General features: G+C 32.8%; 17 protein-coding genes, 1 pseudogene and 1 riboswitch. Of the genes and pseudogenes, 13 read left to right on the forward strand and 5 right to left on the reverse strand.

The window, feature by feature from the left end; all coding sequences use genetic code 11:
• Nucleotides 1-2 precede the first annotated feature (2 nt).
• The 4 genes from LDK52_RS19205 to LDK52_RS19220 all read left to right on the forward strand — a co-directional run bounded on the left by LDK52_RS19205 (nucleotide 3) and on the right by LDK52_RS19220 (nucleotide 4,311).
• Nucleotides 3-884 carry a tyrosine-type recombinase/integrase gene (locus LDK52_RS19205; protein ID WP_277587530.1) on the forward strand — a complete coding sequence of 294 codons (882 nt, stop codon included), beginning with the start codon at nucleotides 3-5 and terminating at the stop codon, nucleotides 882-884.
• Between the two features lie 44 nt (nucleotides 885-928).
• Entirely contained in the window at nucleotides 929-1,186 is a 258-nt protein-coding gene (locus tag LDK52_RS19210) for a hypothetical protein (protein WP_277587531.1), read from the forward strand.
• 830 nt (nucleotides 1,187-2,016) lie between these two features.
• Nucleotides 2,017-2,847 carry a hypothetical protein gene (locus tag LDK52_RS19215; protein ID WP_277587532.1) on the forward strand — a complete coding sequence of 277 codons (831 nt, stop codon included), beginning with the start codon at nucleotides 2,017-2,019 and terminating at the stop codon, nucleotides 2,845-2,847.
• 198 nt (nucleotides 2,848-3,045) lie between these two features.
• Nucleotides 3,046-4,311: a hypothetical protein gene (locus LDK52_RS19220; protein ID WP_277587533.1), complete on the forward strand. Its 1,266-nt coding sequence runs from the start codon at nucleotides 3,046-3,048 to the stop codon at nucleotides 4,309-4,311.
• Nucleotides 4,312-5,303: 992 nt separating this feature from the next.
• Here LDK52_RS19220 and LDK52_RS19225 read toward each other — a convergent pair.
• The gene (locus tag LDK52_RS19225; protein WP_277587534.1) at nucleotides 5,304-5,912 is read right to left on the reverse strand and encodes a recombinase family protein; all 609 of its coding nucleotides are present in this window, start codon (nucleotides 5,910-5,912) and stop codon (nucleotides 5,304-5,306) included.
• A 28-nt stretch (nucleotides 5,913-5,940) separates the two neighbouring features.
• Nucleotides 5,941-6,168, reverse strand: a complete 228-nt coding sequence (locus tag LDK52_RS19230; RefSeq protein WP_277587535.1) for a hypothetical protein — start codon at nucleotides 6,166-6,168, stop codon at nucleotides 5,941-5,943.
• A 336-nt stretch (nucleotides 6,169-6,504) separates the two neighbouring features.
• Between LDK52_RS19230 and LDK52_RS19235 the strand changes: the two genes are divergently transcribed.
• Nucleotides 6,505-7,185 carry a hypothetical protein gene (locus LDK52_RS19235; RefSeq protein ID WP_277587536.1) on the forward strand — a complete coding sequence of 227 codons (681 nt, stop codon included), beginning with the start codon at nucleotides 6,505-6,507 and terminating at the stop codon, nucleotides 7,183-7,185.
• A 561-nt stretch (nucleotides 7,186-7,746) separates the two neighbouring features.
• On the opposite strand, the gene LDK52_RS19240 is transcribed toward LDK52_RS19235, so the two are convergent.
• The 3 genes from LDK52_RS19240 to LDK52_RS19250 all read right to left on the reverse strand — a co-directional run bounded on the left by LDK52_RS19240 (nucleotide 7,747) and on the right by LDK52_RS19250 (nucleotide 8,691).
• Nucleotides 7,747-7,986 carry a hypothetical protein gene (locus LDK52_RS19240; protein WP_277587537.1) on the reverse strand — a complete coding sequence of 80 codons (240 nt, stop codon included), beginning with the start codon at nucleotides 7,984-7,986 and terminating at the stop codon, nucleotides 7,747-7,749.
• A gap of 44 nt (nucleotides 7,987-8,030) precedes the next feature.
• Nucleotides 8,031-8,372, reverse strand: coding sequence for a hypothetical protein (locus LDK52_RS19245; RefSeq protein WP_277587538.1), 342 nt, complete (start codon nucleotides 8,370-8,372; stop codon nucleotides 8,031-8,033).
• Between the two features lie 133 nt (nucleotides 8,373-8,505).
• The gene (locus LDK52_RS19250) at nucleotides 8,506-8,691 is read right to left on the reverse strand and encodes a hypothetical protein (protein WP_277587539.1); all 186 of its coding nucleotides are present in this window, start codon (nucleotides 8,689-8,691) and stop codon (nucleotides 8,506-8,508) included.
• 555 nt (nucleotides 8,692-9,246) lie between these two features.
• Between LDK52_RS19250 and LDK52_RS19255 the strand changes: the two genes are divergently transcribed.
• The 8 genes and pseudogenes from LDK52_RS19255 (at nucleotide 9,247) to LDK52_RS19290 (ending at nucleotide 16,414) form a co-directional block, all read left to right on the forward strand.
• Nucleotides 9,247-10,431, forward strand: a complete 1,185-nt coding sequence (locus LDK52_RS19255; RefSeq protein WP_277587540.1) for a DNA cytosine methyltransferase — start codon at nucleotides 9,247-9,249, stop codon at nucleotides 10,429-10,431.
• Nucleotides 10,373-11,473, forward strand: a complete 1,101-nt coding sequence (locus LDK52_RS19260) for a restriction endonuclease (protein ID WP_277587541.1) — start codon at nucleotides 10,373-10,375, stop codon at nucleotides 11,471-11,473. Before LDK52_RS19255 ends, LDK52_RS19260 begins: the two co-directional genes overlap by 59 nt.
• Before the next feature lie 172 nt (nucleotides 11,474-11,645).
• Nucleotides 11,646-12,140 carry a hypothetical protein gene (locus tag LDK52_RS19265; RefSeq protein WP_277587542.1) on the forward strand — a complete coding sequence of 165 codons (495 nt, stop codon included), beginning with the start codon at nucleotides 11,646-11,648 and terminating at the stop codon, nucleotides 12,138-12,140.
• 112 nt (nucleotides 12,141-12,252) lie between these two features.
• Nucleotides 12,253-13,053 (forward strand): FRG domain-containing protein, encoded by an 801-nt coding sequence (locus LDK52_RS19270; RefSeq protein WP_277587543.1) that lies wholly within the window; start codon nucleotides 12,253-12,255, stop codon nucleotides 13,051-13,053.
• A 55-nt stretch (nucleotides 13,054-13,108) separates the two neighbouring features.
• Entirely contained in the window at nucleotides 13,109-13,726 is a 618-nt protein-coding gene (locus LDK52_RS19275) for a hypothetical protein (protein WP_277587544.1), read from the forward strand.
• 355 nt (nucleotides 13,727-14,081) lie between these two features.
• Nucleotides 14,082-14,270, forward strand: a pseudogene (locus LDK52_RS19280) (GMP synthase (glutamine-hydrolyzing)); the annotation flags it as partial.
• 293 nt (nucleotides 14,271-14,563) lie between these two features.
• The gene (locus LDK52_RS19285; RefSeq protein ID WP_277587545.1) at nucleotides 14,564-14,713 is read left to right on the forward strand and encodes a hypothetical protein; all 150 of its coding nucleotides are present in this window, start codon (nucleotides 14,564-14,566) and stop codon (nucleotides 14,711-14,713) included.
• A 175-nt stretch (nucleotides 14,714-14,888) separates the two neighbouring features.
• Nucleotides 14,889-14,990: riboswitch (purine riboswitch) on the forward strand.
• A 92-nt stretch (nucleotides 14,991-15,082) separates the two neighbouring features.
• On the forward strand, nucleotides 15,083-16,414 hold the full coding sequence (locus LDK52_RS19290) for an NCS2 family permease (protein ID WP_277587546.1): 1,332 nt from the start codon (nucleotides 15,083-15,085) through the stop codon (nucleotides 16,412-16,414).
• Nucleotides 16,415-17,842 lie beyond the last annotated feature (1,428 nt).

Consider the following 17,842-nt stretch of genomic DNA (forward strand, 5'->3'; position numbering starts at 1 on the left):
AAATAGAAGGAAGAAAAGAAGAGTACATTTACCTTTGCACTTACCGTTTGAATAGGTGGAACAATTATATGAAGAGTGAGTTTCACGTTGAAGATGCAGAAGAAGTTAAACCAATTCATATAAAAAAATATATTCAGTTATGTCAGCATATGGCAGTTGAAAAAAATATTACAATCAACGGTAGTTTAGCAACACTTAGAGTATTTTTTAAATACTTGGTAACAGAAGAGTATTTAGATGAGTTTGAAAATCCTATTAGAAAGATTAAAAATCTAAGAGAAGAAAAGCGAGTAATCATTACTTTCAATGATGATGAGGTTAAGCGAATTATAGGAGATGTTAAGGACAAAACGTATTCGAATATTAGAGACAAACTAATTCTTATTATACTTTTTGATACAGGAATTAGGGTTAGTGAACTATGTAATATAAAAGTCTCAGATGTTTCCATACGACACATTTTAATTCATGGCAAAGGTTCAAAACAAAGGCTAGTTTATATTAGCAAGATTATGCGGAAATACATGAGGAAATATGAGGCAATGAAAAGTGAACGGTTTAAAAATAGGCATAAAGATGATATAGCTGAAAATTATTTTTTAGATCAATGTGCAGAACAGTTATCACGTTCAAGGATAAATAAAATTCTAAAAGAACATTGTAATAATGTTGGAGTAAGGAAGGGGGTTCGTTGTTCACCACATGATTGCAGACATTACTTTGCACAGAAACAATTAAGGAATGGATTAGATGTTTACAGCTTGAGTAGGTTGTTAGGTCATTTTGATACTCAAATAACAGCAAATTATTTAAGAGGATTAGATCAAGAAACAATTTTAAACATGGGTAGGATCAAATCACCATTAAACAAATTAAAGATATAAAAAAATGAGAATCTAGTTGCAGAAAGATTAAAGGAGAACTGAAAATGTTGAGAAATTATAGGTTTGAGGATGTACAGAACAAAAATTTATATATTGGTGTTGAATGTCACTATATAAAGCTTACCGATGGAAAACAGGCATATTGGGATTCAAAGCAGTCTGATAAAAAAGATGATTCGATTTATATTGAGATTGGAAAAGACGGTGGTCAAGAAATTTTATCAAATATTACATTAGGGGTCGATGAGGCAGAAAAGTTCGCATTGGATTTATTAAACTTATGTCATTTAATAAGGTTTTAATCTGTGGTAAGTGATAACTATTATTAAAAATATGCAGGGAAAGAGTGCGTGGAAATAAAAAAAGAGAGTAACGATTCGCAGTCGTTACCCTCCAAACTCAATTAGCAATACGACAAATACAACTTTATATGAGTTCAATTGCCTTTATTTTACTTGAAAAATAGATAAAATGCAAAGGTCTGATTTCCTATTGTCTTTTTTAGGACTACTCTTTCGAGGTTGCCCAATAACTCGAATCAAAATAAAAATGGTCAGGTTATGACTTAGCCACTGCATAAATTAAGTCTAGGATACAACTAATAGCTTCCTTGTTTGCTATTGTATCTGAATGGTGTTAGCGACCATTAACGGCTAGGAGTGGAAGATCTGAATAGTTACGGCTATTGCAGAATACATCATACATTAAAGAAGTTTCAGAGTTCCTCGTAAAAAATAGGATATGAATTAGCGGCAATTTTAATTGATTGTAAGGACTTTAAGAACTATCGGGGGCAGAAGTAGGTAGTAGATGTATTGTTCGAGAGAACGCATTAAACAAGGGCATACATATACGGATACCTCAAATGACGGATTCATGTAATAAAATAACATATGCAAATGTCTTGTCTTATTCCTAATATCAATTTTTTATTGAGTTAGAGAATAAGGCAAACATTTTCTGCACCAAGCCGTTGTCCTCAATTCTGGCTTCATGGTGGTAAACGATAGCAACGATGTCAATAAATTTATTGTATATATAGAATTTAAAGAATATTATAAAAGAGTTTGAAGTGTTAAAATTGAATCTTAAGATGTTTGGAATAGAGAAAGATGAAAGTAGGGAATATTAAATGAACAAGGAAGTTAATTACGAGAAAAAGTTAGTACTATTTTTAGATGTACTTGGTTTTAGCAATTTGGTTCGTGAAAGTATGGATGATAATCAAAAGTTTAAAATGATTTTAGAATTTTTAAGTGATTTACAAACTTATATCAAAGAACAACAAGAATTTGAGATAAAGCATGAAGAGTTTCAAAGAATTATAAAAAAAGTAATTGGCAAAAATAGTGAACAACAATATGAAAATCCAAGTAAGTTTGAATATACAATGTTCTCTGATAGTCTGGTGATTAGTTTAAGTTTTAAATCTTTTGAGTCGTTGAAGGGGTTAATTACTCGAATGGGAATACTGCAAGCTAAATATATGAGTAAAGGTATGTTATTGAGAGGTGGTATTACATTCGGTGAACTACACCATGAAGGATCTATATGTTTTGGTCCTGCATTTTTAAGGGCATATGAATTAGAATGTAATATTGCTAAATATCCACGTATATTGATTGATAGAGGGATTCTAGAAGGTGAAATGATTCCTAATGATTGGGATAGTAATACATCGGAGAATTACTATTATATAACCCAACCATGGATAAAATCGTCAACAAATCCATTAGCACTTTATGATGAAGAAATAGAATACTATTATGTGAATCCATTCTTAACTACAAACTCACATAAATATTTTGAACCTATAAAAGACATTTTAACTAATCAACTTAAAAAATTTAATTCAAATTGTGAAGAGGATAAGAAAAAGATATCTAAGTGGGAATGGCTACTTGAGGATATAAAAAAGAATCCTAAAGTAGTAAGTGGTCTAATAAATGAAATCATAAGATAAAATAATCATAATAGAATCAAAAGTAATTGAAAATATTTATTAAATAATATAATTAAGATTCATTAACACATTCATTTCTGTAAATAGAATTGAATGTTTTTTTTATTTTTAATGTCCTATAACCTATTTGTAATGTAAGTACCTAAGTATAATAGTGGTTTTATTAAAATCACTGTTAATAATTAGGGAGGCATGAGAATGTTAATTAAACCAGTAAATAAAGAAATAACAGTAGTAGATTCTATTATGGGAAGTGGTAAAACGAGTTGGGCTTTTCAATACATTGATTCAGCACCAAGAAATACAAAGTTCATTTTTATCACACCGTATTTAGATGAAATAGAAAGGATATTAAATAGTACTTCAAAACAATTCGTACAACCAGAAAGTCAAGGTAAGTACACAAAGTTAGATTCGTTTAAAAAGGAAGTTGCAAATGGAAATAATATTGCTGCTACACATAGATTATTTCAAATGTGTGATGCAGAACTGATCCAACTAATTGCAGCAGAAAACTACGTTCTAATCTTAGATGAAGTTATGAACGTTATTGATGAAGTGAAGATTACTAAAGATGACATACAAATTTTAAAACGTGCAAAGAATGATGAAGATAATCCAATTATTGAAGTTGATGAAAAAGGCTTTGTCACATGGAAAGAGGACAAATACGATATGGGTAGTTTTAGTACAGTTCGTAATTTAGCAAACGCAGGCAATTTGATGTTGTACAAAGACATTGCAATGTATTGGCTATTTCCAGTCGAAGTATTTAAAAGTTTTGAAAAGGTATTTATTTTGACTTACATGTTTAAGGGACAGATTCAATGCTATTATTACGATTTGTTTAAGGTAAAATATGAATTTAAAGCCGTCGGTCATAGTGAACACCTAGGCTATCATCTAATATCGTATAAAAATAATTACCAAGAGGAACGAAAAGAGTTGAAGCAGTTAATCAATATTTTCTATTCATCAAGACGTGATAGACGCGATATGAACAAAGTGGGAGAAAAGAGTACTTCATTTAGTAAAAACCATTTGAACAATTCACTAAAGGATAAGTACTATATGAAGCTGATTAAGGATAATATGTATAACTTTTATCGTCATAAGGCGAGTTGTTCTACTAATAATATGATATGGACGACCTTTAAGGACCAAAGGAAAAAATTTCAACGTAAAGAAATCCTAAACCGTTTTGTGCCTATCAATGCTAGGGCAACAAATGAGTATGCTAATGCGACTACTTGTATATATTTGGGGAACCGTTATATGAATCCAATTATTAAACAATTCTTTCATAGTAATGGAGTAAAAGTAGATGAGGAACTGTTCGCTATATCTGAGTTACTGCAATGGCTGTTCCGCAGTAATATAAGAAAAGGTGGAAGTATTAAAGTATATATACCGTCAAGTAGAATGAGGAATCTACTAGAAAAATATCTTGATAATGAACTTTGATTTGCATTATATAGGTGGCAAAGAGGTGCTGTAAACGGCGTTATATCAACGTTTGTGAGTGTGTTTCCTTAAAGATAAGTAATAGAAAAGAAATGAAAAGTATCAGCTAACATATTTCAAGGGACATAAATGCCCCTATCCATATGATTAGCAACACTATTTAAAATAGATACTGTTTACAAGATTGAGGGAGGGTACGACCTCATATGAAGCGTAGCGAAGTATAAATGGTAGGGTTAACAAATTGGCAAGAAGAAGTATAAGTAGAGATCAAGGTGAGAAAGCACTAATGTTCTTTTCTAGAACTTTATCATAGTATCTTAGATTTTCCCTAAAAAATGTATAAGTAGAAGTGGAGTGATACAAATGAGTTATAATAATGTGAAATTAACTGATAGGGATGTTTATAAAATTCTATACTTAAACAAGGTGGAAGGATTACAACCATTTCAGCTAGAAACGAAATTCCCTGTCACTAGGACAACCATTAAAAACATTGTGAATGGTAAGAGTAGAAAAGATTGCTACATTGTTTTTATGGAATACAAAGATAGTCACCGTAACGAGTTTATGAAACTGGTTGAATAGTGTGAGACAAAATTAACTGCCTCTCAGATTTATTTCTAAGGGGTATTTATTTTATATCAATGCACAATGAAGATTTTGATGTGAACCCTTGTGAACCCTATCTTTCTTGAGTTTGAAGGGTGTGCTATATTGGGCAAATATCAATTGTTTACCAGTTTTACACAACCATTCTCAAAACTATTCTTTGCACAATATGGTAGCCATTACCTAGTAACCCCTTTAGCTTTAGCGTAAAAAATGAAACGTGGAACACCTGTCATTTTAGCAATCTCATTTACACTTAATTCGATATACTCTTTGGATTTGATAGAAGGATGGTGGTGTTGTTCTTAAACAAAACGTACATATTTGGCTTTGTTCAATACATAATAAAAAGTATTTGCAATAAAAAAGGCTAACACTGATTAAAGTGTAGCCTCATATTCTTTCACTTTTTTATAGAAAGTTGCTTTCTTCATATCAATAGCGTTCATAAATGCTACAGCTGTGATTTGTCCATTTTTCCATTCCTTGTGCAGTTTGTTCCACTCTTTAGGTAACTCTATAATTGGTCGTCCTAAATACTTTCCTTTAGCTTTAGCAACAGCGATTCCCTCCGCTTGACGTTGTTTAATGTTCTCACGTTCCTGTTCAGCCATTGAAGTATAAACCTCTATAATAATATTGTTAATCATATCTATAACCCAATCTTGGCCAGTTGGAACGTCTTGCATAGTAGTAGGTAAGTCAATTATTTTTACTCTAATACCGTCAGTTTTAAACTGTTCTAAATAGAATTTTATTTGTTGTTTGTTACGTCCTAAACGGTCAATTGATTTAATGAAAAGAGTGTCACCAGTTCGCATTGCTTTAAGAAGGTTCTGAAACCCCTCACGTTCCATATCTTTACCACTAGCCTTATCGCTGTAAATATATTTCTCGTCCGTTACATAGCCTTTTAAAGCTTCATACTGTCTATCTAAGTTTTGTTCCTTTGAGGAAACACGCATATAAGCAAAGTTGATTCCTGTCATTATTAAAACACCTTTTCTATTAGTTGTATTATTCGTTCCAGTCGTTCATTTCTTGTTCAGCTTCATTCATTGTATTAGCCATGTAAATACCTTCTGAATTAAGTTCTTTTTCGTCTTGATCTTTAATATCAATAACGCAAAATTTTAGTCTAGGAACTTCTTTATGTGACCAGTCGGAAAGGACTTCTTCACCGATTTGTTCAATACTTTCATATAGATGATCAAAAAATAAGTACATTGGTTTAACAGTTTTCATTGTTGTATTCCTCGTTTCCTTTAGTTGTTATTAACTCGATAAACTTAATATACACTAACAGTCTATCTAGGTCAATTACTTTATAGGCGTTCATCAAGGTTTACTTAGATACCTAGATAGACGTTATTTTGACTGTTTATTGACCGTCCTTACTGGTGTACCTTTATAGACGTAATATTATTACGAAATCAAGATGCGATACCATTTGGAAAGGTAAATAAAGAGGTACAAACAGTAGCTTCCCTACTATTAAATTATGACGTTATTATTTTTTGACTTTTATTCAGATAGTTAGTAAATTTAAAATAAGTGAGTTAAAAGAAGGAGAGTGTAGGATTGAGTTACTATTATGAACGAACAGTGGATTTTGAGAATTTAAGCTATGAAAAAACTGTTTATTTTTTTCAAAAAGTGACTAAATGTTATTTAGAACAAGTATTTACTTTATCCAACTCTAACCCTAATGTAACAAATATGAATCGAAAAAATATAGATAAAATTATTGCACTTTCGAGAATGCTAAATAAAAACTATGAAATGTTTAAATTAGATGCAGAATCTGACACAGGTTTCTTATTACAATCTTGGATTTCAATAGGTGCAGTATTAGAGGGATGTTTACAGTCCTTCTTGAAAATATATTATTATTCGTATGATAATCAACCTGTAAGGAATACGAAAGGTAAAAAAATTAAAATTGAAGAATTGAAATCCTATCAATTGGTTGAATACTTTTTTAGTGGCGATGGAATTATTCAAAACGGTGAGTTTGATAAAAATAATATTGATAATATACGAGTCCAAAGAAATCTAGTACATTTTTTTGTAGGAGAAACAATAGCCACTTGGGACAATTTAAATGTGAGTATAAAAATGGTTATTGAAATATTATTAGATTTAATTTCTCGACTTCCAGAATTAGAAGATGAAAATGGATCTGTAAGTTTATGTGACGAGAATCTCTATTCAGAAGTGTATAAGATGAAGCATCAATGGTTTTTACTAAAATCAATATGATTCCAAAATCCCTTTATACCTAGTTTGTATAGAGGGATTCATTGTTATCGAACGTGAACAAATAATTATAGTGGGTAGCATATCAAAATAGAAAGAAGGGGTTGGATCAAAAATAGCTTTCACTAGCTACCACAAAAAAGGTGAATGGGATTAAAAAAAGAGAGGATAATGTACCAAAAGAATACGTTCTATCACCCACTCTCAGAACGTCCATACCTCCATATAAATTGATGTAAAGAAGATGGGTGAACGAGAAAACGATATAACTCGCCTCTGAACGTCACGAGTGAACACATAGAGTAAGTAAGGCGAATAGAGGCGAGGAGATAGAACGGCAACCAACAGCAGAAGAAGAAGAAGAAGAAGAAGAAAGAAGAAACAACAACTAAACAAGGTAAGTAAGCACGGATCATGTTTTTAATTATTCTATTGGAATTGGTATGTATTTATATAGTGGGAAGGGTATAGCATGGGGAGAGGGTGTTCCTGTACTCCTCGACTGGTGTATAAAAAATATAAGCACCATTTTTCAAACTTTTTCTTGTAGCTACTGGAAGTTCGTTATTCAGTAACTTCTACTAATTTATTATTTTCAACTACCTTCAATACAGGCATTTCAAATGCTTTAGCTATATATTCATAAGTTTCCTTTAGTTCATCTTGTGTGTCCCCAACAAGTACATTGTGGCTTTCAGCCCAATTATTAGGGACATCGTTTTCATCATAATAAACCTCATGTACCTCAAAGTAAGGTTCGTTTTGCTTATTATTAAGCTGTATAACTCTATAGTTCCAGTACATAATAATCTCCTTTTAGTTGTTTGATTTCCTTACTACCCACTCCTTTACTGGAAGTCCAACATGTTATCCAGTTCGTCCCGTTCCTCCCGTTCCTCCTGTTCCTTCTTCTGTAACTTTTTCTGAAATCTTTCTCGCCTAGCTAACTCACTGGAGATCATATTTGCATCATCTGTAAAAATTCTACTTAACAATTCTAGAAGTTGCATTTCATCGGCTATTACATATTCATCTTTACCTTGTTTATCCATCTTTTCTTTCATGAATACTGTAGGCTTGCTATCAATACCAAAAGTAAATATACATAAGTTTACCCAATTTTCTAACGTGCTTGGTATTCCGGTTGACAACATCGGTACTTCCTTTTTTGGTATTTCATTTTGTCCCACTCTAAAGTCTCTATTTTCTATAAAAGTACCCCTCTTTTTCCTTTTTCCATGGTACAAGTATCTTCTTCCTTCTTTCGTTGTATTCTCTAATCTTTTCAGATAGATCCTCTAGTTGTTTATCTATGCGGTCAAATCAACCATCTAAAGAATCAAACCTCTTGTCTAATCTATCAAAATCCTTATCCATTTTGTCAAAATCTTCAATCATATTATCATGTAAATTTCCTGTATTAACCATAAAACCTTCCAATTTATTATTCATTTTAGTTAACATATCAATAATATCCTGTTCAGTAACTTTACCCTCTTCTTTTTCCATTTGTATTCACCTCATTACTAGTATAAAGGAAATTCACTAGGAGAACTAAGTAAAAACTTCGAAATTGCCGTTGCTACGGGCTTGTGAGAGGCTTCTAAACTACACTAGTTGAGTAATTACCTGTGAACCTTTCTTAAAATCCCTCTAGGAGAAGGGGGTGGATGAGGTTTTTGCTATTTCTTAGCAACCATTACCTTAATAAAAATTTTTTCGGTATTTTTTCAGAACTTTGGTGGTTCTATTCTGATTAAATCTCCAATTTGGACTTGATAGCGGTATTCATTTTGGAGAATATCATCACCAGGGAATAAAAATATAATAAGAAACTATATTTTCTTTGCCTCTTCCATGCTTTCATGAAATACGCAAAGACATATATCAGTCATGATTTATCCACTAAAGAGATATTTGGGGGAACAAGCAAAAGAGTCGACAGTTATACTCAAGCTTATTTCCAAAGTACCTATGTGATACAATTGTATTAAATTACGATAAAATTAAAACATATTTTCGGAGTTGTAATTATTAAACAAGCAGAGAGGAAGTCAAGTAATAATGAAACATCAAATATTTTCTTTTTTCTCGGGGAATGGATTTCTAGACCTAGGGTTTGAATTAGGCGGATTCGATATAGTGTATGTAAATGAAATACACAAACCATTCTTAGATTCATATAAATACTCTAGGGAAATTTTAAAATTAGAATTACCTTTATATGGTTATCATAATGGAGATATTACAGAACTTTTAGAATCAAACAATATAGAAAATCTAAACAAAGCAGTAAAGGAACAAAAACTAAATAATAATGTCGTTGGTTTCATAGGTGGTCCGCCTTGCCCTGATTTTTCTGTAGGTGGTAAGAACAGAGGTAGAGAGGGAGATAACGGTAAATTAACTGCAACTTACATTGATTTGATATGTAAAGAAAGACCTTCTTTCTTTTTATTTGAAAATGTTAAGGGGCTTTGGAGAACTAAGAAACATCGTGCATTCTATGACGAAATGAAAGAGAAACTACATTCGAATGGATATGTAACCACGGAAAGATTAGTTAACTCTCTAGAATATGGTGTTCCACAACAAAGAGAAAGAATTATTCTTATAGGCTTTCAAAGGGATCTATTAAATGGAATAGGATATAAATTTGAACCGAATATCAATACTATTCCTTTAGAACTCTTTCCTTGGGATAGACACATAAAGTATTCAATGGATGAAATAGTAAGTATCCCATTTCCAAGTACGAATGAATTTAAGGAAGATTCACCAACTATTTGCCCAGATGGTATTCCACAAGAACTTACTGTGGAACATTGGTTTAATAAGAATGATGTTATGAATCATCCAAACTCTGACCAATACTTTCAACCTCGTGCTGGACTTCCAAGGTTCAAGGTAATTGAGGAGGGTGATGATTCAAAAAAATCTTATAAACGTCTTCATAGATGGAGATATTCGCCAACTGCTGCATACGGTAATAACGAAGTTCATCTACATCCATATAAAGCACGGAGATTATCAGTTGCAGAAGCACTTGCAATACAGTCAATGCCTAAAGAATTTGAACTTCCAAAAGATATTACATTATCAAATGCTTTTAAGACTATTGGTAACGGGGTACCCTATTTAGCTTCATTGGGTATTGCTAAAACTATTCTAGAATTTTTGGAGGGAAACCATGATTCAGATTACAACAGCAAACATAGTGTCTTCAATAGCACAATTACCGAGGAATAGAACATACAATTATATAAATCCAGTCACAAGAAATATGATTGAAATTGTGGATGTTAGTTTACCAGAGGGTCCTATTGTTATTAAGCGGTATAACCCGGCTAATGGAGGGTCTTCTTCCAACTCAACAGAAACTTCAATTTCTACTCAAATGATTCAAAGAGTTGCGAATGCCATTTTACCAAACCAACCAATCAATTTTGATAGAGTTCTCGGTGCAAGTTATAATACAAGGTCTGCACTAGAATCCCTAATGGCACATACACCTCAATTTTTTTATTGTTATCCAGGCAGAATCGATAGTTCTCATGAACATAAAGTTAGTCGTGGTCATAAGCATCTTATGTGGTTACCCGCAAAACCACATAGCTTAGGAATAATGGAGGAAATAAAAACCTCTATAACTATTTCTGAAATTCCGGCTAAAGAAATTTACTACGATTCCTTGGTTATTCCTAATGATGAAGATTCATCTAAGTTGGATATAGATATTAAGCGGCGACATTCTCAGATACAAATTGCTTTAATTATGATTGGACAGCAATTAGGTTTTAGAACTTGGATAGCACAAAATGATAAAGGTATTATATACAATAACCAACGAATAGCAGAAATGCCAGGTGTAGTAGATTCCTTACAACAGGAAAAGTTAATATATCCTCATGATGGTGCTGTAAAGTCTGCTTTGTTAATTGATTGTATTTGGTTTAAAAACGGAAAACTTATGCCTGCTGTGATGGAAGTTGAACATAGTACTGGTGTTACAAGTGGACTAACTAGAATGAAAAACTTATATGACCATATACCGGCGTATAGCCAAACACGCTATGTAATTGTTGCACCCGATGAAGATAGAAAGAAAGTTTTTAAAGAAGCCAATAAGCCACAATTTGAAGTGTTAAATACGAAGTTTTTTCCTTATTCAGCAGTTGAAGAATTATATTCATTATGTCAGCGAAGAAAAATAAGAGGGATAACAGAAGAGTTTTTAGATAGTTTCATGGAACCAACAATAGAATCACAAGCACCGACAATTTATAATTAGGCTTCCTTATGGAAGTCTTTTATTATGTTGGGGTAAAGGATTGATAGTCTATCCAACATACTATTTATTTGAAAAGGATATTGGACAGTGAAAATATGTCATATAATAGTGCCTAGGCTTCCTTATAAACGTTATATTAAACCAGATTAGTATGCAGAAAGGCGAGAGACAAATGAAAGATGAAATCGTAGAAAAGTTAAAAATAATGGATGACACTAGTTTAGTGAGTGTATATGGATACTGGATGGATGAATTAAAGGGAAGAGGCATGATAAGAACCAAGAATGTGATAGGTGAACTTGGAGAGTATTTTGCTATTAAATATTATAAAGAAAATCCAAAGCTACCAAAACTCCAAGCAGCACCAACAGGCACTCAAAATATAGATGCCATAAGTATAAATGGAGATAGATATGCAATTAAATCAACAACTACAAAAGGTACAGGTGTATTTTACGGTTTGTATGAACCTAATAGTGATTTATTGGAGGTTCAAAAATTTGAATATGTTATTATTGTTCAATTTAATAAAGATGTATCCTTAAATGCGATTTACCAACTATCATGGGAGAAATTCTTAAAACATAAACGATGGCATAGCAGAGTTAGGGCTTGGAACTTAACTTTAAGAAGGGATCTAATTGAGGACTGCGTGAAAATATTTTAATAGTTTCTAACTAAACAAATAATTCGATGAGGTTCAAAAGAGATGAAAGTGTGCAAATATTGTTAATAGGTTACAATAGCGACTGGAAATAAGGGATGGAAGGAGAAGGGTTATGTGGAGAGAAGTTGATATACAAAGTTGGTCAGAATTTAATAATATTATCGATGAACTAGATTTAACCAATTGGATATTTAGAGGGCAGAGTAATTCGGAATGGGATCTTCAAAATTCTTTATATAGAGAGATATTAAGTTTTAATGGAGTATCAGATAATGAACAATGTAAACATATTGAAAATAAGATGTATAAAGAATTCCAAAGCAGTTCACATCTATACTCAGATATGAAAGTGAGGGAACCAGAGGAAGAGGAAGCAAGTAGCTTTTTAAGATATAAACTTGACCACTTTTCAATTATGCAGCACTATGGTGCACCTACTAGACTAATAGATTGGACGTATTCTCCTTATATAGCAACATTTTTTGCATTAGACGGTGCTACTAAAGATTTTGCTATATATTCATTGAATGTTAAGGAACTAGAAAGTTATAACAAAAAACAACTTGGAATAAATTATACACACAGAAAAAATTCTATCTTTTGGGGGAAATTAAATCATACTAGCGATTTTGTATTTAGTTTTGATCCAATTCAAAAGAATGAGAGAATTAGGAAACAACAAGGGCTATTTTTGGTCCCGAGTGTTATTAACAAAACTATTTATGAAATACTTTTCCAATATGGAATTAAAAATGGAGAATTAAATGATAAGCTAGTCGCATTAAAATTTGTTATCAAATCAGAGAATATCAACGAATATTGGCATAAGCTAAAGCAAATGAATATTACACATGAAACAATCTATCCAGGATTTGATGGCTTTTGTAAATCACTAAAACTTAATATACTATGATTGTATTATTTATTGAAGATAATGTGTTTCTAATTCTTACTAGTTTAGAGAAAGAGTGATTATTATTAAATTTATTACTGGTGATGAGATAGATAAAAAAGTTGTTAAAGTAACAGTCCATGAATTTTTTAGGTGTACCTTAGCTTTTAACAGTTTTATAGTGTATGGTCCTCAATCTACTGAAGAATTAGATAATCCAAAGATAAAACAAAGTCTTTTACGATACAATGCATACTCATTATTTGTTCAGCATCTATATGAATATTTTGTTAGCTGTGTAAAGCGTGAACGAAAAGATACAAGAGATATTCCTGGAGATGAAGTAGATATTTTAATTGTTGCAGAAGTAGATAAGATATTAAGAAATTGGCTGATTTCTATTGATAATGGGTATGCCCCTTCCTGGGCAAATAGCCGTAGTTATTACGAAACCCCGTGCCCAAAAGATTTTGGTAATGAATTTAGAAATATTCGCAACTCATTATCTCATGCGGATTATCGTCGAATCCATGGTGGTAATCGAATTACTTTATCAGACTTTTACAAGAAATATCATATGTACGTAATGTTACTTTACGATAACGGTATAGAGTGGTGGTCAATTGAAAATTTTGATGAAATTGAATTAGGTGATATTACTGAGTTTAATATACTGATAAACAAGAAAGATTAAATTCATTTAGTTATAACAGAACATTGAAATCATTGACGAGTACGAAGAATAACCAACTTATGTTACCCAATGGAAACGAAAACTACACCCTAACAATAAAACAGTTCAAATATAACGTATGGTTGTCAGCAAGAGATTTCCAAATTAGCGTTAAGGACTGCTAAACTTAATTGTATGATCCTTATACACTTCGGACTATGAACTGTATAAGAATTATTTTAAGTAAGTATAGTATCAGAATACTAAAAAATAAATGTCTGTCATATTGTTTATGGTAGGAAAACGTGCTACTATTTAAATAAGAAAAGACAACGAATAATGGATTTTTAATTTAATAATAAATAGTATAAAAACACGTACGTACGATTACGCAATCGGTATCCGTGCAGTAACTTCTATCGACGGAATGACTTCTGACTGGGCACGTATCCCTTGGGACGTTCTAGAAAAAGTAAGTGTACGTCTTGTAAACGAAGTACCTCACATCAACCGCGTAGTGTATGATATTACGAGTAAGCCACCAGCAACTATTGAGTGGGAATAGGACTCAGAAATAACATAATCGGAATAGATTATAAACGCGGTCATATCATTGTCTAACATACAACTATTCATATATTAAAAATAAGACTCTCTTATCGTTATTTATGACAAATAATTATAAGGGAGTCTTTTTAATTTTAGTCAAAAATAGCGAAGAATTATTTTATTAAGTTTTTAATGTTTTTAACGAGATATGCAAGGTTAGTAGTATTCCAATAAGGTTAATTTCAGAAAATAAGGTATATTATATTTGTTGAATAGATTCTTTAAAGAAAAGAAAAGAAGGTGAACAAAGTGGGGAAATATTCATTGGATACGAAAGGTCAGGTAGCTGTGACAAAGTATCATGAAAAAAACAAGCCAGCCAAATTTGATAAAAAGCAGCAAATTGAAAAAATACGTGCGGAGTATTTGAAAAAGAAGCAAAAACAAACAGATAAATAAAAGAAAGATATATCTTAACGCTGTAATCAGCCACAGATGAGTGGGAATAAGATAAAGCGATATAGATTAACTAATATTATGAAGAAAATATGAATAAAAACGAACTATTATCTATAAATCTAAAACAATGTTCGGATTTAGTATTGATTTTCTAAAATAATGATGGTATATTACATACATAATTTAATTATGTCGTCGTATAACATTGGGAATATGGCCCAAAAGTCTCTACCGAATCGCCGTAAATGATTCGACTACGATTAAGAGGAAGAAGGATAATTCTTCCCTTTTTTGAGATACTAAAGCATACGACTGTTTCACTAGTCGTATGCTTTTTTTCTGTTATGCAGACAATAAATGGAGGAAACTATGAAAAAGTATTTTCAGTTTGAAGAATTAGGCACTAATTACCGTAGTGAAATCATTGGAGGTTTAACAACATTCTTAGCGATGGCGTACATCCTCGTAGTCAATCCGATGATATTATCACTTGAAGGAGTAGAAGGATTACCTAATTCTATGCATATGGATAAAGGGGCAGTATTTACAGCAACTGCCTTAGCAGCAGGTATCGGTTCTATCTTAATGGGAGTTTTAGCAAAATACCCAATTGCACTAGCACCAGGGATGGGATTAAATGCATTTTTTGCTTTTACAGTTGTATTGGATTTTGGAATATCATGGCAAATTGCTTTAACCGGAGTTTTTGTGGCAGGTATTATCTTTATTCTTCTTTCATTAACTGGTATTCGTGAAACGATCATAAATGCAATTCCAACCGAGCTAAAATATGCGGTAGGTGCTGGAATTGGATTGTTCATAACCTTCGTAGGTCTGCAAAATTCTAAAATTATTGTGAGTGATCCTTCTGTAATCGTTGGTCTAGGAGACTTAACGGATCCAAATATTTTGTTAACTGTTTTTGGACTTGTAATAACAGTGATTATGATGGTGAAAGGCGTTAAAGGTGGAATTTTCTATGGTATGCTAATTACCGCAATTGTCGGTATGATTTTCAGCCTAGTGCCACTACCATCCGGAGTCGTGAGTAGTATTCCAGATATTAGCCCAACGTTTGGAGCTGCACTTGATCCGATTTTTAATGATCCATCATCTTTATTAACAACTCAATTTTTAGTTGTAGTACTTACATTCTTATTTGTAAACTTCTTTGATACAGCCGGAACATTAATATCTGTAGCAAACCAAGCGGGATTGATGAAGGGTGACAAATTACCACGTGCGGGTAAAGCGCTACTAGCAGATGCAATAGCTACAACAGCTGGTGCGATCGCAGGAACTTCAACTACAACTAGTTATGTAGAATCGACTGCAGGAGTTGCAGCCGGTGCACGTTCAGGTTTTGCAGCAGTAGTAACAGGAGTACTGATGTTATTGGCATTATTCTTCTATCCGATATTAAGTGTCGTTACTTCCTATGTTACTTCGCCGGCGTTAATAATAGTTGGGGTATTAATGGTATCTGCTTTAGGAAATATAGAATGGAAAAAATTCGAAGTTGCAGTACCTGCTTTCTTCGTAATTATCGCAATGCCACTTACGTATTCAATCGCAACTGGTATCGCAATCGGATTCTTGTTCTACCCAATTACTATGATTGTTGCAGGACGGATTAAAGAAATACATCCAATTATGTATGGCTTATGGGTTACTTTCCTTTGTTACTTTATCTTCTTATAATACAGTTCAAAAAAGAGGGGCATCTGCCTCTCTTTTTTTAAAGATAAGAAAGTATATAAAAATACAGCATGAACACCAGTTTTTTAGGGCTTTTAAGAATGATTGATACTACTGATTTGCGTTTCAGTGGAGTAGAAAGGCTAGGAACGCCACGTCTCAAAAGGAAGGCGATCTAAGTTCGCCGCGTCCTGAGGCAACGATTGCATAACCCACCTCCTGTGGGCCTCAACGTCTTTCCTGCGGGGCTTTCAGCTCATACTGTTCCCACAGGAGTCGCCATTTTCACTCCAATCAATTAAATGAGTAGTATAACCTATGGGATATTGCATAGACTCTCGCTTAAGGAGAGTAGTCGAGGTAATGTGAGGATTAAACCGTCTGTTGAATGTAGGAATGAAATTGTGTAATGAAGGATAGAGATAGTAGATTTCCTTTTTTACTAGTGGAAATAAAAAGAAATAGTAAGTAGTTACTAAATAAAAAAGCGCAGAAGCGAACGAAATTGTATTTTCGAGAGCTTAATGTTTGGATAGGATAATATCTTTTCTCTAGTTACCCAAAAAATGAACTAACCCGTTTCTAAAAGTTGTAGAAGGGAGACGTACAGTTAATAGCTATAAGATTACCGAGAAAAAAAGATGCTGGTCGTGACTTCAGTCACGACCAGCATCTTTAAAAAATAAAACGGTAATTATATAGCAATAAATCTGTACAAAACCCTTCGAAAACAGTAGAAACAGGTTTAGATCCTAGAGGACCGGGCGTTTTTTTGTCCGGTTTTTCTTAAAAGAGTAAGAAAGTATATAAAAATACAGCATGAACACCAGTTTTTTAGGGCTTTTAAGAATGATTGATACTACTGATTTGCGTTTCAGTGGAGTAGAAAGGCTAGGAACGCCACGTCTCAAAAGGAAGGCGATCTAAGTTCGCCGCGTCCTGCGACAACGATTGCATAACCCACCTCCTGTGGGCCTCAACGCCTTCGTGACCAACATCCTGTTGGCCTTCGCGGGGTGAGCGATGAGCTATCACCACAGCACACGCGTCGCTGTAATATCTCATCTGTCTCACTCATCCCGCAGAAGTCGCCACCCTTCACTTCAACCAATTAAGTGAGTAGTACTGTACTTAAAGATTTAGCATAGCCTCTCGCTCAGACGATAATAGTAATCAAAGTTAATATAGGGAAAAACAGTCTGATGAATTAGAGATATTATGCTATAACGTAGAATGTAGAAAGTGGATTTTCTTTGATATGAGTCCCTTTCAGCCTTACATATGTAACCGCTATACTAAAATAGACAGTTTTCGCTGAGATGCCGTGAACACTTTCGCCATTCTAACAGCCCATCTAGTAAACTAGTATTATTCGTTTACTGGAGGCAGGAGACTTGGAGGAAAAGTTAGTGTTATATGTTGAAATTCATC

The sequence above is a fragment of the Psychrobacillus antarcticus genome, from assembly GCF_029533155.1.
Classification (GTDB): domain Bacteria; phylum Bacillota; class Bacilli; order Bacillales_A; family Planococcaceae; genus Psychrobacillus; species Psychrobacillus antarcticus.

Coding starts and splice junctions, on each gene's coding strand:
- LDK52_RS19210 (WP_277587531.1), top strand. CDS start 929: ATGTTGAGAAATTATAGGTTTGAGGATGTACAGAACAAAAATTTATAT.
- LDK52_RS19215 (WP_277587532.1), top strand. CDS start 2,017: ATGAACAAGGAAGTTAATTACGAGAAAAAGTTAGTACTATTTTTAGAT.
- LDK52_RS19220 (WP_277587533.1), top strand. CDS start 3,046: ATGTTAATTAAACCAGTAAATAAAGAAATAACAGTAGTAGATTCTATT.
- LDK52_RS19225 (WP_277587534.1), bottom strand. CDS start 5,912: ATGACAGGAATCAACTTTGCTTATATGCGTGTTTCCTCAAAGGAACAA.
- LDK52_RS19230 (WP_277587535.1), bottom strand. CDS start 6,168: ATGAAAACTGTTAAACCAATGTACTTATTTTTTGATCATCTATATGAA.
- LDK52_RS19240 (WP_277587537.1), bottom strand. CDS start 7,986: ATGTACTGGAACTATAGAGTTATACAGCTTAATAATAAGCAAAACGAA.
- LDK52_RS19250 (WP_277587539.1), bottom strand. CDS start 8,691: ATGGAAAAAGAAGAGGGTAAAGTTACTGAACAGGATATTATTGATATG.
- LDK52_RS19255 (WP_277587540.1), top strand. CDS start 9,247: ATGAAACATCAAATATTTTCTTTTTTCTCGGGGAATGGATTTCTAGAC.
- LDK52_RS19260 (WP_277587541.1), top strand. CDS start 10,373: ATGATTCAGATTACAACAGCAAACATAGTGTCTTCAATAGCACAATTA.
- LDK52_RS19265 (WP_277587542.1), top strand. CDS start 11,646: ATGAAAGATGAAATCGTAGAAAAGTTAAAAATAATGGATGACACTAGT.
- LDK52_RS19270 (WP_277587543.1), top strand. CDS start 12,253: ATGTGGAGAGAAGTTGATATACAAAGTTGGTCAGAATTTAATAATATT.
- LDK52_RS19290 (WP_277587546.1), top strand. CDS start 15,083: ATGAAAAAGTATTTTCAGTTTGAAGAATTAGGCACTAATTACCGTAGT.